Genomic DNA, 17,979 nt, shown 5'->3' with positions numbered 1-17,979 from the left:
GCACAAGCATTAGCGCTGCTTAACGGTTCACCCCATGGGATGTCACTGGACCTACCACGTCCCGCCGGGTCAGACTCGCACCCATGACCCCGGCCCTGTACGTACCGCTCATCACCCCGTTCACCGCCTCCGGCGACGTCGCCTACGACGCGCTCGAAGCCCTCGCCGGGGAGGTCCTGGCCGGCGGGGCGCGGGGGCTGGTGGCGCTCGGGACGACCGGGGAGCCGGAGAGCCTGGACGCGGGCGAGCGGGGCAGGGTCGTCGAGCTCGTCGGGCGGGTGTGCCGGCGGGCCGGGGCGCGGTTCGTGGTCGGGGTCGGCGACGGGCGGCGCGGGCTCGGGGAGTGGGCGGAGCCGCCCGACGCGGCCCTGGCGACCGTGCCGGCCTTCGTCCGTCCGGGTGAAGCCGGGGTCGTCGCGCACTTCACCGCACTGGCCGCCCGCAGCCCCGTACCGCTGATCGTCTACCACGTTCCCTACCGCACCGGGCAGCCGCTCTCCGCCCGCACCCTGCGGGAGCTGGCCGCGATCCCCGGCGTGACCGGGGTGAAGTACGCGGTCGGCGGCATCGACGCCGAGACCGTCGACCTGCTCGGCGACCGCCCGGCCGGCTTCGACGTGCTCGCCGGCGACGACCTCTTCGCACCCGCGCTGCTCGCCCTCGGCGCCACCGGCGCCGTCCTGGCCTCCGCGCACCTGGACACCGCCGCGTGGGCCGAGCTGGCCGCCACCGGCGACCGGCGGCTGGGCCACCGGCTCGCGGCGCGGGCCGCCGCGCTCTTCCGGGAGCCCAACCCGACCGTGATCAAGGCGGCGCTGCACGCCCAGGGCCGTATCCCGACCCCTGACGTGCGGCTGCCGCTGCTGCCCGCGAGCCCGCAGGCGCTGGCCGGCGTACGTCTCGGCACCTGAAACCATTCGCCGGCCGCCCGCCGCTGCGGTGATACTCGAACGGGCGGGCACACCCAGCGCCACGGACGGGCGCGACCAGATCGGAGAGAGACCGCATGAGGATCGGAATCGTCGGAGCGACCGGGCAGGTCGGCGGAGTCGTACGCAAGGTGCTGGCCGAACGCGACTTCCCGGTGACGGAGCTGCGGCTCTTCGCCTCGGCGCGGTCCGCCGGGCGCACCCTGCCGTGGGCCGGCGCACCCGGCGGCGAGGTCACCGTCGAGGACGCGGGCACCGCCGACTACAGCGGCCTGGACATCGTCATCTTCTCGGCCGGCGGCGCCACCAGCCGCGCCCTCGCGGAGAAGGTCGCCGCGCAGGGTGCCGTGGTGATCGACAACTCCTCCGCCTGGCGGCGCGACCCCGACGTCCCGCTGGTCGTCTCCGAGGTCAACCCGCACGCCCTGGCCGACCGCCCCAAGGGCATCGTCGCCAACCCGAACTGCACCACCATGGCCGCCATGCCGGTGCTGCAGCCGCTGCACCGGGAAGCCGGCCTGGTCGCCCTGGTCGCCACCACCTACCAGGCCGTGTCGGGTTCCGGCCTGTCCGGTGTCGCGGAGCTGCACGGCCAGGCCCGCCAGGTCGTCGGCACGGCCGACCGCCTCACCTTCGACGGCGCCGCCGTCGCCTTCCCCGAGCCCGCCGTCTACGCCCGGCCCATCGCCTTCAACGTCGTCCCGCTCGCCGGGTCCCTCGTCGACGACGGCAGCTTCGAGACCGACGAGGAGCAGAAGCTGCGGCACGAGTCCCGCAAGATCCTGGAGATCCCCGGCCTCAAGGTCTCCGGCACCTGCGTGCGCGTGCCGGTCTTCTCCGGGCACTCGCTCCAGGTCAACGCGAGGTTCGCGCGCGAGCTGAGCGTCGAGCGGGCGTACGAGCTGCTGGCGCAGGCGCCCGGGGTCGAGCTCTCGGACATCCCGACCCCGCTGCAGGCCGCGGGCCGCGACGCCTCGTACGTCGGCCGCATCCGCCGCGATGAGACGGTCGACCACGGGCTGGCGCTGTTCCTGTCCAACGACAACCTCCGCAAGGGCGCCGCGCTGAACGCCGTCCAGCTCGCCGAACTGGTCGCGGCCGAGCGCACCTCCGTCTGACCGCGCGGCCCCGCGCCCCCAAGGGCGCGGGGAACCGCGCGCGCGACCACGACGGCGGGAAGGCGCAGCGCCGCCGCAGGTGGCCCCCCGCCCGCGGGGACGTGGCGTCCGTCAACCGCCAGCACCCCCCTGTGGCCGCGGGCAGAGTGAGGGCATGACCTCACAGAACACCGTGGCGATCGACCACACCCGTATCGAGCCCGGCATCCTCTACTTCGGCACCCCCGTCGTGCTCCTGTCGACCGTCAACGAGGACGGCGTCACGCCGAACCTGGCGCCGATGTCGTCGGCCTTCTGGCTGGGGTGGCGGTGCATGCTCGGGCTGGGGGCGCGGTCGCAGACCGCGCGCAACCTGCTGCGGGAGCGGGAGTGCGTGCTCAACCTGCCCGACGACCGGCTGGCCGGTGCGGTCGACCGGCTGGCGCTGACCACCGGGCGCAACCCGGTGCCGCCGGGGAAGGCGGAGCGCGGGTATCGCCACGAGAGGGACAAGTTCGGCCGGGCGGGCCTGACGGCGCTGGCGTCGGAAACCGTACGGCCGCCGCGGGCGGCGGAGTGCCCCGTGGCGATGGAGGCCGTGCTGGAGGCCACCCACCCGCTGGCCGAGGACGACCCGGAGCAGCGCGGCGGCATCATTGTCTTCGAGGTGCGGATCCAGCGCGTGCTGGTGCACGACGAGATCCGGGTGCCGGGCTCCGCCGACCGTATCGACCCGGACCGCTGGCGTCCGCTCATCATGAGCTTCCAGCACCTGTACGGGCTCGGGCCGCGGGTGCGGGAGTCGACGCTGGCGCGGATCCCGGAGCAGACCTACCGCGGGCCCGACATCGAGCGGTCCCGGGTGGCGGGGGGCGGCCGGGGCGCCCTTGACACCCGGCGGTGACCCGCAGAGTCTGAGCAGGCGCGCCCGCGGTCACCGCGGGTGCGCACCGTCAATTCCCGTGCAGTACGGGGGAGATGGACCGGCGGGACGTTCAACAGGTGAACAGGGACTTCCGCAGTGCCGCCCAGCCGAGGAGGAGCCGTCATGCGCGGGCCAGACGCGTATCCGACCGTGTCCGGTGTCGCGGCGGCGGCCCGCCTGCTCAGCGCGCGGCACCCGGACCTGTGCCGGATGCGGCTGGCCGGGGAGTCCAGGGCGGGGCGCCCGCTGTGGCTGCTGTCGGTCGGGCACGGCAGGCGGCACGTGCTGGTGGTGGCCGGGCCGCACCCGGACGAGCAGGCCGGCGGCGGCGCGGTGCTGTGGCTGGCCGAGCAGGCGGTCGCCGACCGCCACCGGATGGCCGACGCCGATCTGACCTGGGATTTCCTGCTGTGCCTCGACCCCGACGGCACCCTGCTCAACGAGACGGGACCGGCGGGACCCCGGCCGCCGGCCGTCCACTTCCGGCACACCTACCGCCCGGCCGCCGGTGAACAGCCCGAGCGCGCGGGCTCCTTCCGCGCCGCCGGCGACGAACTCCCTGAGACCTACGCACTGCTGGCCGTCATCGACGAGCTGCGGCCGTTCCTGCAGTGCACGCTGCACGGCACCGACGTCGGCGGCAGTTCGGTGCGGCTGACCGCCGACATCCCGGGCCTGGCTGAGCCGTTCGGGAAGTACGCCGCGGAACTCGACATCCCCGTGCAGGCCGGCACCTACGACACGCTGTTCTGGCAGGGCTCGGGTCCTGGCGTGTACGTGCTGCCGCCCGGCGGCGGGCGGCAGCAGCCCGGCGGTGAGCCGGCGAAGGCGGGCGGCTCCACGTGGTGCCGCCCGCACCGGCACGGCGGGATGACCGCGCTGGTCGAGGTGCCCATGTGGGCCACCCGGCGGGTCGCCGACGCCGCCCCGCACCCCGAACCGTCGCACGCGGTCGCCGTGATGGCCGCGAGGCTGCGCAAGGACGGCGCCGCGCTCACCGCCACCCTGGACCGGGCGCTGCCGGTCATCGGCAGCCCCGGCGAGCCCGGCAGCAGCGGCGCGCAGCTGCTGAGCGGGGTGCGGGACGCGGTCGGCGCGTTCGCGGCGCTCGCCGCGGAGTACGACCGGCTCGCGGCCGACCCGCAGCCGCCGCTGACGATGGCGCAGGTCGCCGCGCTGGACATCACCTCGCGGCGGATTCCGCTGCGGGCGGCCGGGATGCTGCTGCGGCTGCTGGACGAGCAGCCGCTCGGCGACGGCGATCCGGCCGCCGAGCCGGGGCGGCTGCGCGGCCGGCTCGAACGCCGGCTGGACGCGGGTGCGCGGGAGCTGGTGTCGACCCTCGACGCCCGCTGGGTGCCCGTCTACGACCAGGTCGAGCTGCAGGCCAGGACGGTACTCGCAGCCGTCGACCGGCTCGGCTGACCGGGCGGCTCACCCCGCCGGCTGGTCGGCGGCTGACCGCGGCTACCCCACGGCGGCTCGCGGCTCACCGCGCCCCTCACCCCGCGGCCTCCCCGCAGGCCGGGCAGTCGGGGCGGCGGGGATGGCGCTGGAGGACGGGGTCGCCCAGGGACATCAGGTTGACGCCGTAGCGGAAGCCGGGGCGCATCGGCGGGACGCCGGTCAGCAGTGCGAGGGCGGCATGGGCGACCAGGGTGCCGGACAGCGTCGCGGTCACCGCGCTGGCCGGATTCCACGGCATCCGCGGCGAGGTGGCGGCCTCGTCCTGGCCGGGCGCGAGCCGCAGGTCGCGGCGCTCGGACTCGCCGGCCCGCTGGCACTCCCAGCACGGCCCGGAACCAGGTACGTGGACGCCCGCGGTGACCAGCGGGCCGCGGTAACCGCCCTCCACCCAGGGGAGGTTCGCGGCCAGGCAGACCCGGTTCGCCCAGCGGCGGATCTCCGGCGGGCGGTCCGCCCCGAGCACCAGCACGTCGTACGGCGGCCCTTCGGCGATCAGCGCCGCCAGCGCGTCCTGGCCGCGGATCTCCCGGCGTTCACCGGTGACGGCCGCATCGGAGTTCAGGGCGCGCAGCGCGGCCACCGCGGCATCGGCCTTGGGGTGCCCGATGTCGGCCTCGCCGTAGAGCAACTGGCGGTTGAGGTTGGACAGTTCGACGGTGTCGGGGTCCACGACGTGCAGTCGCCCGACCCCCGCCGCGGTGAGGATCTGCGCGGCGGCGCCCCCCGTACCGCCGACGCCGAGCACCAGGGCACTGGCGTCGCGTAATCGCAGCTGCGCCTGCCAGGGGCTGGCCCGCGGGCTGAGGTCCATCCAGCGCAGCAGCGCCACCCCGCGGGTGTGCCGCAGCAGGTCGCGTTCGGCCAGGCCGGGCGGCAGCGGGGCCGCCGCGTCCTCCACGAAGCCGGCCTGCCGGAGTTCGCCCATCGCCGCGCCGACCGTCTCCGGCCGCACCGCGGCCGGGTGCAGCGCGGTGACCTCCGCCGCGATCCGCGGCCCGCTGCGGGTGCCGTCCATCAGCTGGGTGAGCGTCCAGATCCAGCCGTCAGGGTCGGTGATCTCCGCGCCGATACCGTAGATGACGCTGCCGATCCTGACGTTGCCGTCGACCGTCCGATACGCGCGGTGCTCCGGTTTGATCCGCGGCCGGCGCAACTCCGCGTCCGCGCCTCCGACGTCCCGCTCGGTCAGTGCCGTCATCTGGGCCACTCCCTTCCCCCGTCGCCCTTCTTGACACTGTCGCCGCGCCGCCGGACTCTGACAAGGCATGGGAGTCACCCGGGGTGAAGAGTCAACTCCCGTGCGCAGCAACCGACTTGGACAGGAGAGGGGAGTCAGCATGGCGAGCACCATCGTCATCCGGCGGCTGGACAAGAAGGAGACCACCGGCGACAGCAACTCCAACGGGACGTGAGCCACAGCACGGTCGATGCGTATCCAGGCGTCGCGGGGGTCGTCGCAGCGGCCTCCGCGTTCGTCCGGTTCAGGCCGGGGCTGTGCACCCTGCGGGTGGTCGGCCGGTCGCGGGAGGGCCGCCCGCTGTATCTGCTCACCGTCGGCCGCGACCGCCCCCGGGTTCGCAACGTCCTGGTCGTCGCGGGACCGCACTCCGACGAACGGGTCGGCGCCGCCAGCGCGTTGCGGATCGCGGAACGCGTCGCGCTCGACCCGCAGCTGCACGTCGGCTCCGGCGCCGCCTGGCACTTCCTGCTCTGCCTCGACCCCGACGGCACCCTGCGCAGCGAGACAGGGCCCGCCGTCCGCCGGACCCCCGCCGAGCACTTCCGGCACGCCTACCGGCCGCCGGCCGACGAACAGCCCGAGTGGGCGCCGTCGATCCGCCCGCCGCAGGACCAACTCCCCGAATCCCAGGCGCTCACAGGGCTCATCGACGAGCTGCGCCCGGAGCTGCAGTGCTCGTTGCACGGCAACGACATCGGCGGCAGCTGGATCCAGCTCACCCGGGACCTGCCCGGGCTGGCCGAAGCGCTCGGCAAGCTCTCCGCCGAGCGGGACGTGCCGGTGCAGACCGGGACGTACGACGCCCTGTACTGGCGCTCGTCAGGGCCCGGCGTCTACCTCATGCCCGGGCCCGGCGAACGCGCCCAGTTCGACAGCCTGCCCGAGGACGTCAGCCGGTCCACCTGGATCCGGCCGCACACCTACGGCGGGATGACCGCGCTGTTCGAGGTGCCGATGTGGGCGAGCCCCGGCGTGTCCGACAGCAGCCCGCACCCCGACCCCGCCCGCGCCCTGGCCGACGTGGCGGCCCTGCTGCGGCACCAGTCCGGCCTGGCCCGCACCATGCTCTCCGAGGTACGGCAGCTGCCGCCGCCCGGCGCGGACGGGGCGCGGCTGCTGCGTATCGCGGACGGCCTGGTCGCGATGGGCCCGCGGGTGGCGGACGAGTGGGAGCGGCTGCACCCCTCGCCGGTGCGGTTGTCGCGCGCGCACGTGGCCGCGCTGGACATCGCGGCCCGCCGGATGTCGCTGCGGGCCGTGGGCGCGCTGCTCCAGCTCCTCGCGGCGTCCGAGGACCCCCCGGCCCGGCTGCTGCTCCTCAAGGGCGTGCGGCGGCTGTCCCGCTGGGCGGAAGACCTGGCCGCGGGCCACGGCCTGACCTGGCTTCCGGTGCCGGTCCAGGTCGACCTGCAGACCGAAACGGTCCTCACCACCTTCCGCCTGCTCCGCTGAGCGGCCGGCAGCCGTACGCGGGCGGCCGACCTCCCCAGCCGTCCGGCCTGGGCCCCGGCCGGCCCGGCCGCGCTCGCCGCCCGGGTGGCCGCGCTGCTCACCCCACCTGCTCGGCCAGGAAGTCCTCCCACGTCCTGCGCCCGGTGTCCGCACCCTCCAGCGTGAGGTTGGCGCCGCTGCGGTAGGCGCGGCCGGCCTTGCCGGGCAGCGGGAAGGGGACCAGGGGGCGGCGCTTGGCGCTGGCGGTCAGGTAGCCGCGGAGCAGGTCGGCCATCGGGTAGACGGTCGGCCCTGCCAGGTCGGGCACCCGGCCCGCGGGCAACCCCAGCGCCAGCTCGGTCAGCCGGGCGGCGACGTCGCGCACGTCCACCGGCTGGAGGCGCAGGCCGGAAGGCACCGGGACGACGGGGAGCCGGGTCATGCCCTTGGCCATCGTGAGGGCCAGGTCGTGGAACTGCGCGGCCCGCAGGATCGTCCAGGGCAGCCCCGAGTCGATGACGGCCCGCTCCGCGCCGAGCTTGGCGCGCAGGTAGCCGAGCGGGACGGTGTCCGCGCCGATGACCGAGATGCAGACCAGGTGCCGCACTCCGGCGCCGGCGGCGGCCCGCACCAGATTCCTGGTGGTCTCGTCGTCGCCCTTGGCGGCGCCCGCCAGGTGCAGGACGGTGTGCACGCCGGCCACCGCCGCGTCGGCGCCGGTGTCCTCGTGCAGGTCGCCGGTGACGTACTCGACGCCGTCGTCCGCCGATTCGCGGCTGCGCCGGCTGAGCACCCGGACGCTGCGGCCGGCGTCCCGCAGCATCGGCAGGACGTGGCGGCCCAGGGTGCCGGTGCCGCCGGTGAGCAGGATGGGCCGGGTGATCATGGGTTCCTCCTGTGACGTTCGCCCGGTGCGGGCGGGTTACTTTGGTGACCCGCGGCGGAAGAGGAACGTGACCGATGCAGCAGGACGCGGCGCTGGCCGGGCTTTTCGAGGAGCAGCGGCCCCGGCTGCGTTCGGTCGCCTACCGCATGCTCGGCTCGGCGGCCGAGGCCGACGACGCGGTCCAGGAGGCCTGGCTGCGGCTGGCCCGGACCGGCGCCGGCGACATCGACAGCCTGCCGGCATGGCTGACCACGGTGGTGGCCAGGCTGTGCCTGAACATGCTCAGGGCCCGCGTCACCCGCCGCGAGGACCCGCTCGACGACACGGTGCCCGAGCCCGCGGACGAGGCCGGCGCCGACCCGGAGCAGGAGGCGCTGCTGGCCGAGTCGGTCGGCCTGGCGATGCTGGTGGTGCTCGACACCCTGGCGCCCGCCGAGCGGGTCGCCTTCGTGCTGCACGACATGTTCGCGGTGCCGTTCGACGAGATCGGCCAGATGACCGAGCGCACCCCTGAGGCGGCCCGCCAGCTCGCCAGCCGGGCCAGGCGCCGCGTCCGGGGGGCGGCGCCGGCCGCCCGGGACGCCGAACTCGCCGAGCAGCGGCGCCTGGTGGAGGCCTTCCTTGCCGCGTCGCGCGGCGGCGACTTCGAGGCCCTGGTCGCGGTGCTCGACCCGGAAGTTGTGCTGCACGCGGACCGGACGGCGGGCCCGACGCCGGAGCCGGTCGACGTCCGCGGCAGGCAGCGGGTGGCGCGCGGCGCGTCGGCCGCCGCGGCCCGGGTCGCCTTCACGGAACCGGCCCTGGTCGACGGCTCGGTCGGCCTGGTCATGGCACCGGCCGGCCGGCTCCGCCTGGTCCTCACCTTCGCCTTCACCGGCGGCGTGATCACCGCGATCGACGTCGTCGCCGACCCGGAGCGGCTGCGCGAGGTACGGATCGAGCTGCTGTAGCCGTACGGAGCCTGCCCGGTGGGGGGCTCAGGCGGCCGCGGGCTCCGCGGCGTCGGACAGCACCTCGGTGATCACGCGGGCGTGCTCGGCGGCCAGCGACGGCGAGGTGTCGCGGTGCTGGACCACGCTGATCAGCGCCTTCCACAGCGCCCAGCCGCGGGCCCGCGCCCACATGCCCGGGTCCTTGGCGACCGTGCGGCGGAAGGCGGCGCGGCTCTCGCCGGAGAAGAGGGTCCAGGCGATGACCAGGTCGCAGGCCGGGTCGCCGACGCCGGAGGTGCCGAAGTCGATCACCGCGGCCAGCCGGCCGTCCCTGACCAGCAGGTTGCCGCCCGCGATGTCGCCGTGGAACCACACCGGCGGACCCGCGAAACCGGCCGCCAGCGCCGCGTCCCACACCGCCGCGGCCCGCCCGGTGTCGACCAGGCCGTCCAGCGCGGCCAGCGCGGCACAGGTCTCGCCGTCGTAGTGGGCGGGCGGGGCGCCCCGGTGGAAGCTGTGCGCCCCGGCCGCCGGGCCGCCCGCCGGGTCGACGGCCTGCAGCGCCAGCAGGAAGCCGGCCAGCTCGACCGCGAAGCCGGTGAGGTCGCCGACCCGGTCGGGAGTCACCGCCGTCTCCCCGTCCAGCCAGCCGCGCACCGACCAGGGGTACGGATAGCCCTCCCCCGGCTCGCCCTTGCCCAGCACCGGCGGCACCGGCACCGGCAGGTGCGGCGCGAGCACCGGCAGCCAGGCGTTCTCCTTCTCGACCGCGGGCACGTAGCCGGCGGCGCTCGGCAGCCGTACGGTCATCGCGTCGCCCAGCCGATACGTGCGGTTGTCCCATCCGTCGACCGCAACCGGCCGCACCGGCAGCCCCTGCCACTGCGGGAACTGCGCCGCTATCAGCCGCCGTACCAGTGCCGCGTCGATGCCCGCGCGGCCGTCCGCACCCGCTGTCCCACCCTTGCCGGAAGTCACCCCGGGATGATCGCCACGGATCCCGTCGCCCGCAACCGAATTGCCGGCGCGGCGGCTCGTCCGGCCGAGCCGGCGGCGGGTGCGGCCGTCACGTCGTGGCCGCCAGCGTGTCGCCCAGCGGGGTGCGGCTGTAGCGGACCTCGTGGCGGTGGCGGGTCGCGGTGACCAGGCCGGCGTCGCGGAGCACCGCCAGGTGCTCGGAGACCGTCGCCGGGGCGAGTCCGTGGCGGTGGGCGAGCCAGGCGGTGGCGGCGGGCTCGGCCAGGCCGGTCAGCAGCCGGGCACGGGTGCGGCCGATCAGCCGGGCCAGCGCGGCGGAGTCCGCGCCCGGGCCGGTGGCGGGCTGCCACAGGTTGCCGACGCCGCGCGCCGGATAGATCAGCGTGGGCTGCCAGGGCGGGTCGAGCACGATCACCACCTGGTCCCACTTGAACGCGCTCGGCATCAGCACCAGCCCCTCGCCGCCCAGTTCGCGGTGGTCGGCGCCGCCGTGCTCGCGGGTCAGGACGCCGTCCTGCCAGCGGACCGACGGGTGCAGTTCGGCGAACAGCCGGTCCAGGCCCCCGTCGGCCAGCCGCCGCGTCTGGAAGGCGATGTCCGCTTCGAGCAGCGCCCGGACCCGCGGCCAGTGCGGCTCGACCAGCGCCGACCAGGCGGACGCCACCAGGTCCGCGAGCAGCCGGACCACGTCCGCCGGGTCGCCGTCAAGCAGCAGCCGGCCGGTCGCGGTACGCGCCGCGCCCGGGGTCTCGGCGAGCGACCTGGCGATCTCGGCGCGGGCCTGCTCCGGCGGCGTCGCCGCGATCCGCGCGAGGTCGTCGGCGAAGGACCCGGCCGCGCCGCCGGGCGGCGGCGACAGGAAGTCCGGGGTGTAGCCGCGCCGCGGCTGCAGCAGGGTCAGCGGCCGCAGGTCGAGCCCGGCGGGGCGCGCGCGGGCGAGCCAGCGCCGGTGGTGGCCGGGCGGCTGCGGGCCGGTCGCGACCCGTACGGCGGCCAGCGTCTCGAAGGCCGGCGAGTAGGCGAAACGGCAGCGCAGCAGGTCGGCTGCGCCGAAGCGGAGCGTGGTGATGGCGGGACCTCCTGGGGGACTTCCGGGTGGGGACCTCCTCGCGGGGGTGCCCCGGGTGCGGGACCTCCTGGCGAGCGGCGTCCGGGTCGGTCGGGAGGTGGTCGGGGGTGGCGGCGGGCGGCAGGGGCGGTGGCGCGGACGGGTACGGCGCCCCACCGTACAACGCGGTGATTCGGCGAGGACCGAATCAGTGGTGAGGGTGGCGCGCCCGCTCGCAGGATGGCGGACACCGGCCCTGCACCGCACCGCACCACCAGGAGCGTGGACACCATGACCGCAGCAACCGGGACCGCCGCACCCTCGGCCGAGTGGGAGCGCCGCAACGCCGACCTGTGGGCGGCCATCGACGACTTCGCCGAGGACGACTTCCGCGCCGCGATGGACGCCCTGGTCGGCGAGCTGCCGGAAGGCGACGGCACCGCGCTCTTCGAGCGGGCCGCGTCCTGGGACTCCACCGGCCGCTCCGACCTCGCCGTCCCCCTCTACCGCGAAGCCCTCGACGCGGGCGTGCCCGGCGAGCGCCGCCGCCGCGCGGTCATCCAGCTGTCCAGCTCGCTGCGCAACCTCGGCCGCTCGCAGGAGAGCGTGGACCTGCTCACCGCCGAGCGGGCCGCCGGCCACGACCACCTGGACAGCGCCCTGGCCTGCGTGCTCGCCCTGGCCCTCGCCGACGTGGGCCGCGCCCGCGAGGGCGTCTCGGTGGCGGTCGCCGCCCTGGCGCCGACCCTGCCGCGCTACCAGCGCTCGATGGGCAACTACGCCCGCCTGCTGATCGAGCCCGACACCGAGCAGTGAACCGCCGGGGCCCGGTGGCCTACCCCGCGGCGGTCGCCGGCTTGTGGGCCGGCTTGTGGGCGAGGAAGAAGCCCTGCCGGCCCTGCCGGGGCCGCTCGCTCTCGTCCGGCTCGCGGACCAGCCGGGCATCCACGACCAGACCCGCTCCGGCCAGCAGGCCGGCGACCCGGTCGGGCGGCATCCAGTAGACGTCGAGCGGCACCTGGTGCCCGTAGGCCTGCTCCCGGTGCAGCAGCCGGTCGCCGACCTTGAACGCCAGCAGCATCTGCCCGCCGGGCGCCAGCACCCGGTGGCACTCGGCGAACACCGCCGGCAGCACCTCCGGCGGGGTGTGGACGGTCGAGTACCAGGCCAGGACGCCGCCCAGCGACGCGTCCGCCAGCTCAAGGGCGGTCATCGACCCCACCTCAAACCGGATGCCCGGGTGCGTCCGGCGGGCGACGGCGACCATCCCGGGGGACAGGTCGACGCCGAACACGTCCACGCCGAGCGCGTGCAGGTACGCCGTGACCCGCCCCGGCCCGCACCCGAGCTCCGCGACCGGCCCGCAGCCCGGCTCCCGCACCAGCTCGGCGAACGCGCCGAGCATCGCCCGGTCCAGCGGTTTGCCCCGCAACTCGTCGCGCAGCAGCCGTTCGTAGTCCGCGGCGACAGTGTCATAGGCCGTCCGGGTGGTCCGCAGATAACCGGCTTCCGTCATGCCGGAGGACTGTAGCCGGGCGCCGGCCGCGGAGCGGCCGAACGGACCGGATGGCCGCCGGGGCCGGGGGTCGGGCAGCGTGACGATCACCTCGCCGCCGGGGTGGTGGGTGGAAGGCGACGTCCCCCTGCCCGTGGTCGACGGTCATGAACTGCTGCCCGCCCGGCGCCAGGTCGACCAGCGCCCCGAAAAAGCCGGGGTCCACCAGATAGGCCTGGATCAGTCCGTCGCGGTGGCGCGTCGTCACCTTTGGGCGCGGGGCGGGAATCGTCCGCCGAGGCTAGTGCCCGCCCCCCACTGTCCGTTCCCAGAAAACCTGAGTCGGTGAGGTGCCCCTGATCTGCGCCTTCTCATGATGGGCGGGACGCTTCGGAGCGTGGAGGGCCCAGTGGATCTGAACAGCGGTGAGCCTGTTTGGGCGTGAGGTGGGGCCGTCCCAGTAGTTCTGTCCGGCCGAAGGGCTCTGGCCTGGGGCTTCTCAGTTCCACTGGGAATCATCTCGTAGGGTGTTGTGGTCCTCCGGGGACATCACCAGCATCAGCGACCTTCCCAATGAGTCGGTCCAGCGGAAGAGGGCGTCGTTGAAGAAGGTGCGTGAGTGGCGATTCTCGCGGAGAGAGGGGACGTTGAGCCGGTGCTCGGCTTCTGCGTAGGCAGCGTGGATCGTGCGCTGGTGCTGGCTGAGGTTCACCCATCGGCGAGGCGCCCGTCGTGCTCGCCAAGCAGGGTCGGCCACCATGCCGAGCATGGTGACGAACTCCGGGTAGGTGGCGATGTACTCCCGCTCGTCGACGCGTCGCCTGATGATGTTCTCGTAGGCGGCCTCCTTTGGAGGGAGCTGAGCGAGGCGGTCGTTCCAGCGTGAGAGCAGATGGGGCTGCTTCTTGTTCAGAAGCCAGGACCGGACCATGTGCTGCGCTTCCTTTGTCGCTGCCTCCAGGGTGTCGGGGAAGCGGCGGGCGATTCGCCGGTGCCGGTGTTGAGCGGTGACAAGTTCTGGCAGGTGGCCGACACGGTATTGGCGGTTGCCGTCGAGCCAGATGCCGTGCCGACGGCAGAGCTGGAGATCGGCGGGGCGATGCGCGAGGACTGGTCCGGTGATTCCACGGCGGTGCATGCAGTGTGAGCACGCGACGTAGAGACGCCGCCGGTAGCGGATCACTTCGCCTCCGGTACGCGCCTCAATCCGGGAGATCGCTGGCAGCAGCATCCGAAGGGTCTCAGGAGCGAGACCCGTCAGGAGTGCCAGCCGCGGCAGAACCATCGGAGTCCAGCGCCATAACGTGTCCGTCCGCTTGCCGATCAGCGCGTTCTTGAACGGCGTCAGGGTCTTCGCCAGTTGGCCCGACGTCACGTGGTTGGCGGCGGCGAGGCGGTGCAAATACCAGCCGAAGACCTCCCCGTGGACAGGCGGCAGAGGAAGTGGCAGGAGCCGGACCGGCGCTTCCCAGGGCTCCATCACTCAGGCCGCCTTCGGCCTGCGGGCGTACTTGGCGCGGGGGCGATCGGGCCGGGACTTCTGGACGGCGTGGTCGAGCTCGATCTCGTCGAGCATGCGCTTGGTGATCTTTTCTGCGCCGGTGTCGATCGCGTCGACCGCGGCTTCTCGGATGAACTGGGAAAGACTGCCGATCAGCCCGCCGGTGCGCTCGTGGAGATAATCGGTCATGGCGACCAAGGTGCCGGGACGATGGGCCTGTAGTCGCAGGGAGTCCTCCATGGTCACCACCAGGGCCTGCCAGCTCTCCTTGTCCGCGCGGTTCTTGTGGCCGAAGGGCCGGGAGGGGATGACCGTGTAACGGCCGGCGATCTGCTGTCCGCGAGTGCCCTGGAACAGGCTGCTGGTCTCGACGTCGAGACCAGCGAGCACGAAGGTGGCCGCGATCCGCTCCGAGAGGTACTTCAGCTGATCGGATGCCTCGGCTCCATTGCGGGTGGTCAGGTCGAGGTTGTGGATCTCGTCGACCAGGACGAGCGTGGTGCCGAGCTTTCCGAGCAGGTCACAGACGGCGTTGGTGATCTGGACCTGGCTCATGCGGTGCTCCAGCGGGACGCCAAGGAATCGAGCGAACTCGCCCGCGAGCATCTTCGGAGTGGCCGCCGGGGGAACGGTGACGAAGACAACCGGCAGTCCGCCGACGGCGGCGGGGTTGCGCCGCCGGGTGATCTGTTCGACGTTCTTACCCAGCTGGGTGATCGCTGTGGTCTTGCCGGTGCCGGCCGAACCGGACACGATCAGGCCGCGACGGGCGGAGACCTGGTGCCGGTTGAGCACGATGCGTTTGCGGCCCGTGGTGACGACGCCACGGATCGTGGGAGTGTTCACGATGACGGATCGCGTGTGGTAGTCGATCCGCGCTTCCCTGTAGGACTCCAGCTCGTCCTCGTCCAGGACGGTGCCGGACGGGAGCGACGGCGGGGGATCAGGGTTCTCATCGACGAACGCCCGCCAGCCTTCCTTCGTGGTCAGCGACATCTGCGGGTTGGCGATGTCCGGTGGCAGAGCCTCGCTCACAGGCGGCTCCCGTCGGTGAAGGCGTCGAAGACGCCGAAGGGAATGACGTTCGACGTCTGCTCCGGGACGGTGGCCTCGTTCTCAGCGTCTTCCAAAGCTGGTGCCTGCGGCAGCGCGGGGACGGACCGCGCGGGCTCCAGGGCGGCGCGGGTGCGCGCCGCGATACGGCGGTCCGGCCCGGTTTCCGCCCGCGTCAGCAACTGGTCGACTGCGGCGGCCACGGCGGCTTGGCTGGTGTCGTCCTGGCCCCGCATCGCGAGCAGGTCCCGGGCCCGGCGCCAGGTGAAGTCCGCGAACGGCGCGGAGACCAGGTGCCGGTGTGTCCACGGAACCGTGATCCACTCTCCGGTGCGCGCGTCGCGTACCCAGATCTGGGACAGGTCGTAGGGGTCGTAATGAACCTCCCAGAGCCCGCCCTTGCCGGTCACTCCCGAGGAGCGGCGCCGCAGCGGGTTCAGTCCAGGACAGTTGTAGGTGCGGTGGTCGACGCGGATGCCGTAGTCGTTGACCGAACGCCAGAGTGCCGGCAGCAGTTCCAAGTAGTCGGGGCCGCTCAGTGGCATCGGCAGGTAGCCGCTGCGGGAGACCAGCAGGGCGTATGCGTCGTTGGGAGACATCGGCCGACCCGGTAGGAACGGGCTGCGCAGTCCTTCGTGTGGCCGCTGCTGCCAGCAGGCCACGATCCATTCCTGCAACAGGTCGTCCACTTCCGCGAGCGTCCAGACGGCCTCGACCTCGGCCCCCCGGCGGGTCGTGTTCGAACCGGTGTAGCCAGGGATGTGCTGGCAGAACAGCGTGTTGATCGAGGAAAACGTCCGCTCGACGATTCCCTTGTCAGTCGGGGTCGCCGGGCGGGACGGCTGGACGGAGACGCCCAGCGACCGGCAGGCGGTCAGGAAGGTGTTGGACACGAACACCTTCCCGTGATCAATGCCGATCGTCTCTGGCACGATCACCGGCTTGGCGGCCGCTTGCTCCAGGCGCGCGTCGATCTCCAACAGTCTCCGGTGGGGGATCAGCGTCATCGACATCGCCAGCGCGTCCGACCAGCCGGGCCGCAGCGGCTCCGGGACCAGCATCTTGGCCAGCAGGAGGGCGGCGTCCACGGCCTTGGTGCCTGCTGGTCGCAGCACAGCAGCGCAGATCGTCCTCGTTGCCACGTCGACGGCGATTGTGAGTTCCGGGCGTCCGCTCACCCCATCCTCCAGGACCACCAGCACGTCCAGCGGTGTCGTGTCGATCTGCACCATCTCTCCGGGGCGGCAGGCCGAGGAAGGGGTGAACGCTCCTTGCGGGCGGCGAGCCGCCGACCTGCGGGATGTGGCCTCGCCGAAGGCGTGCGTACCCTCGCTCATCGCCTCGACAAGCCGGTAGAACGCCGACTTCGACGGCATCGCCACTGTGCCCTGCCCATGCCGTTCCGCCAGCAGCGCCTCCACCCGCCGACGCAGCCGGCCGCGGGTGCCGGTGGACTCGTTCGTCGTCGTGGCCAGGATTTCCGTGATGGCGGACACCACCCGGTCATCGGCCCTTCCCGTCGGTGAGGACAGACGGGTAGCACGGTGATCGACCAAGCCCCACAGGCCCTGCTCGCGGTAGCGCCTGCGCATCCGCTGAACGGTCCCCACACTCGCCTGCCAGCCGATAGCCCGCAGTTCCGCCGCCTTGGCCGCCACCCGCTCCTCAACTGGGTGACGGGCCGGGTCGTATTCCGGACGAGGTAGGGCAGTGGGATCAGCATCCAGCGGCCTGCCGAACTCCACCTCGGTCACATGCCGTTCCCATGCCGCCGCCTTCTCGGCTTCCCGCTCCGGCACGATGTCCAACAGCGCGAACGGCGGCATACGGCCCTGATCGGCATTCTGGCCGATGAGCTCAAAGTCTTCCGAGGTCAGTAGATGCGACAACAACACCAGGCTCGCCGAACCGGCTTCGTCGAGGAGCCGCACCGTCGTCCCGGACAGGCCGACGACCGTGTGCAGTCGGTCATCCAGGCGCACCCGGTCCCCGACCCGCAACGCCGCCCGTGGTCCTGGGCGCCCGCTCACCGGATCTCCGCCGGCGACACCAGCGTGGCATCCGACAGTGGTCGCGATAGATCCGCTGCCAGCCGCCCCAGCCACAGCAGATGGAACATCGCTGGCAACACCACGATCGGATCACCCAGCAACGCAACCTGTGTCACCAGCGGCGAAGGCACCGAGAACAGTGCCAACAACCGGGCCACGAGCCCCTCATCGGCCCCGTACCGAGGATGCCGGTATCCCGCCAGCCAGCGAACGTTCGCCATCCGCACCGGATCCACCTCGCCGACAACCCGGTAGCCCCACCCCGCCGCCTCACAAGCTGCCTGCGCAGCCGCGAACTTGGCCGCCGACCGTGCGTCGATCCGGTCTAGCGGCCGACAGTCCACCATCAGCCCCCGCCCGTCTTCGAACCGAGCGAAGTAGTCCGGAGCGTGCGAGACGCGCTTGCCCCGATCGTCCTTCCAGGACAGCCACAACGGCTGCGACAGCAGCCCCGTCACTTCTGGTGTGAAGTCGAGCAGCATCGCGTGGTCTCGCTCCAGCCAGGACTCGAACCCCACGTGCCCGCAGGTCGTCGACGACCAGTACAACCCGGGGAAATGCCGTTGCCCGCGATAGGACGGGAAGCTGCGGACCGGCCGCCCGTCCTCGAACGGCACCGAGACCGCATCCGCCAACGGCAGGCGATGTTCTCCCTGGTCGTCCCGCCAGCCGACCTCGAAGCCGTCTACTTGTGACGGCTTCATTCCCTCCAGCACGCCCAGCCCCATGTATGCCACTTTGCAGGCCCGTAGGGACTGTGCAGCTTAAACGGGACCAAACCCCTCGTCCGGGTGATTACGCAGTCCGGCGCGATCCCCCACCGCCGGGCCGCATCTCCTGACTGCTGAGGCGAGGGGACGGGCTTTTGGTAAGGCTCGTAAGGTGTAGGCATGTGGACCCAGCACATCCAGGCTCTGTAGTCACGAGGCGTTGAGGGCGATGCCGT

General features: G+C 73.2%; 16 protein-coding genes. 7 read left to right on the top strand and 9 right to left on the bottom strand.

All coding sequences use genetic code 11. The features are described 5' to 3' along the window. Nucleotides 1–83 precede the first annotated feature (83 nt). The 4 genes from OG702_RS15835 to OG702_RS15820 all read left to right on the top strand — a co-directional run bounded on the left by OG702_RS15835 (nucleotide 84) and on the right by OG702_RS15820 (nucleotide 4,376). Entirely contained in the window at nucleotides 84–911 is an 828-nt protein-coding gene (locus tag OG702_RS15835) for a dihydrodipicolinate synthase family protein (protein WP_327289530.1), read from the top strand. A gap of 95 nt (nucleotides 912–1,006) precedes the next feature. Continuing rightward, nucleotides 1,007–2,047, top strand: a complete 1,041-nt coding sequence (locus tag OG702_RS15830; protein ID WP_327289529.1) for an aspartate-semialdehyde dehydrogenase — start codon at nucleotides 1,007–1,009, stop codon at nucleotides 2,045–2,047. Nucleotides 2,048–2,201: 154 nt separating this feature from the next. After that, complete coding sequence (locus OG702_RS15825; RefSeq protein ID WP_327289528.1) at nucleotides 2,202–2,930, top strand: flavin reductase family protein; 729 nt, start codon at nucleotides 2,202–2,204, stop codon at nucleotides 2,928–2,930. Between the two features lie 144 nt (nucleotides 2,931–3,074). Further along, nucleotides 3,075–4,376, top strand: coding sequence for a M14 family zinc carboxypeptidase (locus OG702_RS15820; RefSeq protein WP_327289527.1), 1,302 nt, complete (start codon nucleotides 3,075–3,077; stop codon nucleotides 4,374–4,376). 76 nt (nucleotides 4,377–4,452) lie between these two features. On the opposite strand, the gene OG702_RS15815 is transcribed toward OG702_RS15820, so the two are convergent. Continuing rightward, the gene (locus tag OG702_RS15815; protein ID WP_327289526.1) at nucleotides 4,453–5,616 is read right to left on the bottom strand and encodes a ThiF family adenylyltransferase; all 1,164 of its coding nucleotides are present in this window, start codon (nucleotides 5,614–5,616) and stop codon (nucleotides 4,453–4,455) included. Between the two features lie 210 nt (nucleotides 5,617–5,826). Here OG702_RS15815 and OG702_RS15810 point away from each other — a divergent pair, with 210 nt between their 5' ends. After that, nucleotides 5,827–7,110: a M14 family zinc carboxypeptidase gene (locus tag OG702_RS15810; RefSeq protein WP_327289525.1), complete on the top strand. Its 1,284-nt coding sequence runs from the start codon at nucleotides 5,827–5,829 to the stop codon at nucleotides 7,108–7,110. Nucleotides 7,111–7,207: 97 nt separating this feature from the next. Here the strand turns inward: OG702_RS15810 and OG702_RS15805 are convergent, their stop codons facing one another. Beyond that, nucleotides 7,208–7,975 carry an SDR family oxidoreductase gene (locus OG702_RS15805; RefSeq protein ID WP_327289524.1) on the bottom strand — a complete coding sequence of 256 codons (768 nt, stop codon included), beginning with the start codon at nucleotides 7,973–7,975 and terminating at the stop codon, nucleotides 7,208–7,210. 74 nt (nucleotides 7,976–8,049) lie between these two features. Here OG702_RS15805 and OG702_RS15800 point away from each other — a divergent pair, with 74 nt between their 5' ends. Beyond that, on the top strand, nucleotides 8,050–8,925 hold the full coding sequence (locus tag OG702_RS15800; RefSeq protein ID WP_327289523.1) for a sigma-70 family RNA polymerase sigma factor: 876 nt from the start codon (nucleotides 8,050–8,052) through the stop codon (nucleotides 8,923–8,925). A 27-nt stretch (nucleotides 8,926–8,952) separates the two neighbouring features. On the opposite strand, the gene OG702_RS15795 is transcribed toward OG702_RS15800, so the two are convergent. Together OG702_RS15795 and OG702_RS15790 are read right to left on the bottom strand one after the other, a co-directional pair. Continuing rightward, nucleotides 8,953–9,885, bottom strand: a complete 933-nt coding sequence (locus OG702_RS15795; protein ID WP_327289522.1) for an aminoglycoside phosphotransferase family protein — start codon at nucleotides 9,883–9,885, stop codon at nucleotides 8,953–8,955. An 88-nt stretch (nucleotides 9,886–9,973) separates the two neighbouring features. Continuing rightward, entirely contained in the window at nucleotides 9,974–11,110 is a 1,137-nt protein-coding gene (locus tag OG702_RS15790) for an ArsR/SmtB family transcription factor (RefSeq protein ID WP_327289521.1), read from the bottom strand. A 114-nt stretch (nucleotides 11,111–11,224) separates the two neighbouring features. Here OG702_RS15790 and OG702_RS15785 point away from each other — a divergent pair, with 114 nt between their 5' ends. Continuing rightward, a complete protein-coding gene (locus tag OG702_RS15785) occupies nucleotides 11,225–11,749 on the top strand; it encodes a tetratricopeptide repeat protein (RefSeq protein ID WP_327289520.1) in 525 nt (174 codons plus the stop codon). A gap of 19 nt (nucleotides 11,750–11,768) precedes the next feature. Here OG702_RS15785 and OG702_RS15780 read toward each other — a convergent pair whose 3' ends face one another. The 5 genes from OG702_RS15780 to OG702_RS15760 all read right to left on the bottom strand — a co-directional run bounded on the left by OG702_RS15780 (nucleotide 11,769) and on the right by OG702_RS15760 (nucleotide 17,761). After that, nucleotides 11,769–12,449 carry a class I SAM-dependent DNA methyltransferase gene (locus OG702_RS15780; protein ID WP_327289519.1) on the bottom strand — a complete coding sequence of 227 codons (681 nt, stop codon included), beginning with the start codon at nucleotides 12,447–12,449 and terminating at the stop codon, nucleotides 11,769–11,771. 478 nt (nucleotides 12,450–12,927) lie between these two features. Continuing rightward, on the bottom strand, nucleotides 12,928–13,908 hold the full coding sequence (locus tag OG702_RS15775) for a TniQ family protein (protein WP_327289518.1): 981 nt from the start codon (nucleotides 13,906–13,908) through the stop codon (nucleotides 12,928–12,930). A gap of 3 nt (nucleotides 13,909–13,911) precedes the next feature. Next, the gene (locus OG702_RS15770) at nucleotides 13,912–14,964 is read right to left on the bottom strand and encodes an ATP-binding protein (protein WP_327289517.1); all 1,053 of its coding nucleotides are present in this window, start codon (nucleotides 14,962–14,964) and stop codon (nucleotides 13,912–13,914) included. Next, nucleotides 14,961–16,964, bottom strand: coding sequence for a Mu transposase C-terminal domain-containing protein (locus OG702_RS15765; protein WP_327289516.1), 2,004 nt, complete (start codon nucleotides 16,962–16,964; stop codon nucleotides 14,961–14,963). The genes OG702_RS15770 and OG702_RS15765 overlap by 4 nt, the downstream gene beginning before the upstream one ends. Before the next feature lie 44 nt (nucleotides 16,965–17,008). Continuing rightward, complete coding sequence (locus tag OG702_RS15760; RefSeq protein ID WP_327289515.1) at nucleotides 17,009–17,761, bottom strand: TnsA-like heteromeric transposase endonuclease subunit; 753 nt, start codon at nucleotides 17,759–17,761, stop codon at nucleotides 17,009–17,011. Nucleotides 17,762–17,979 lie beyond the last annotated feature (218 nt).

Origin of the sequence: Streptomyces sp. NBC_01198 (genome assembly GCF_036010485.1) — a bacterium.
GTDB lineage: Bacteria > Actinomycetota > Actinomycetes > Streptomycetales > Streptomycetaceae > Actinacidiphila.
This window is presented reverse-complemented; position numbering and strand designations above follow the sequence as displayed.

Bases quoted from the DNA above. Each gene is read 5' to 3' on its own strand.
- OG702_RS15820 (WP_327289527.1), top strand. From the start codon at position 3,075: ATGCGCGGGCCAGACGCGTATCCGACCGTGTCCGGTGTCGCGGCGGCG.
- OG702_RS15825 (WP_327289528.1), top strand. From the start codon at position 2,202: ATGACCTCACAGAACACCGTGGCGATCGACCACACCCGTATCGAGCCC.
- OG702_RS15830 (WP_327289529.1), top strand. From the start codon at position 1,007: ATGAGGATCGGAATCGTCGGAGCGACCGGGCAGGTCGGCGGAGTCGTA.
- OG702_RS15800 (WP_327289523.1), top strand. From the start codon at position 8,050: ATGCAGCAGGACGCGGCGCTGGCCGGGCTTTTCGAGGAGCAGCGGCCC.
- OG702_RS15835 (WP_327289530.1), top strand. From the start codon at position 84: ATGACCCCGGCCCTGTACGTACCGCTCATCACCCCGTTCACCGCCTCC.
- OG702_RS15805 (WP_327289524.1), bottom strand. From the start codon at position 7,975: ATGATCACCCGGCCCATCCTGCTCACCGGCGGCACCGGCACCCTGGGC.
- OG702_RS15785 (WP_327289520.1), top strand. From the start codon at position 11,225: ATGACCGCAGCAACCGGGACCGCCGCACCCTCGGCCGAGTGGGAGCGC.
- OG702_RS15780 (WP_327289519.1), bottom strand. From the start codon at position 12,449: ATGACGGAAGCCGGTTATCTGCGGACCACCCGGACGGCCTATGACACT.
- OG702_RS15760 (WP_327289515.1), bottom strand. From the start codon at position 17,761: ATGGGGCTGGGCGTGCTGGAGGGAATGAAGCCGTCACAAGTAGACGGC.
- OG702_RS15815 (WP_327289526.1), bottom strand. From the start codon at position 5,616: ATGACGGCACTGACCGAGCGGGACGTCGGAGGCGCGGACGCGGAGTTG.
- OG702_RS15775 (WP_327289518.1), bottom strand. From the start codon at position 13,908: ATGGAGCCCTGGGAAGCGCCGGTCCGGCTCCTGCCACTTCCTCTGCCG.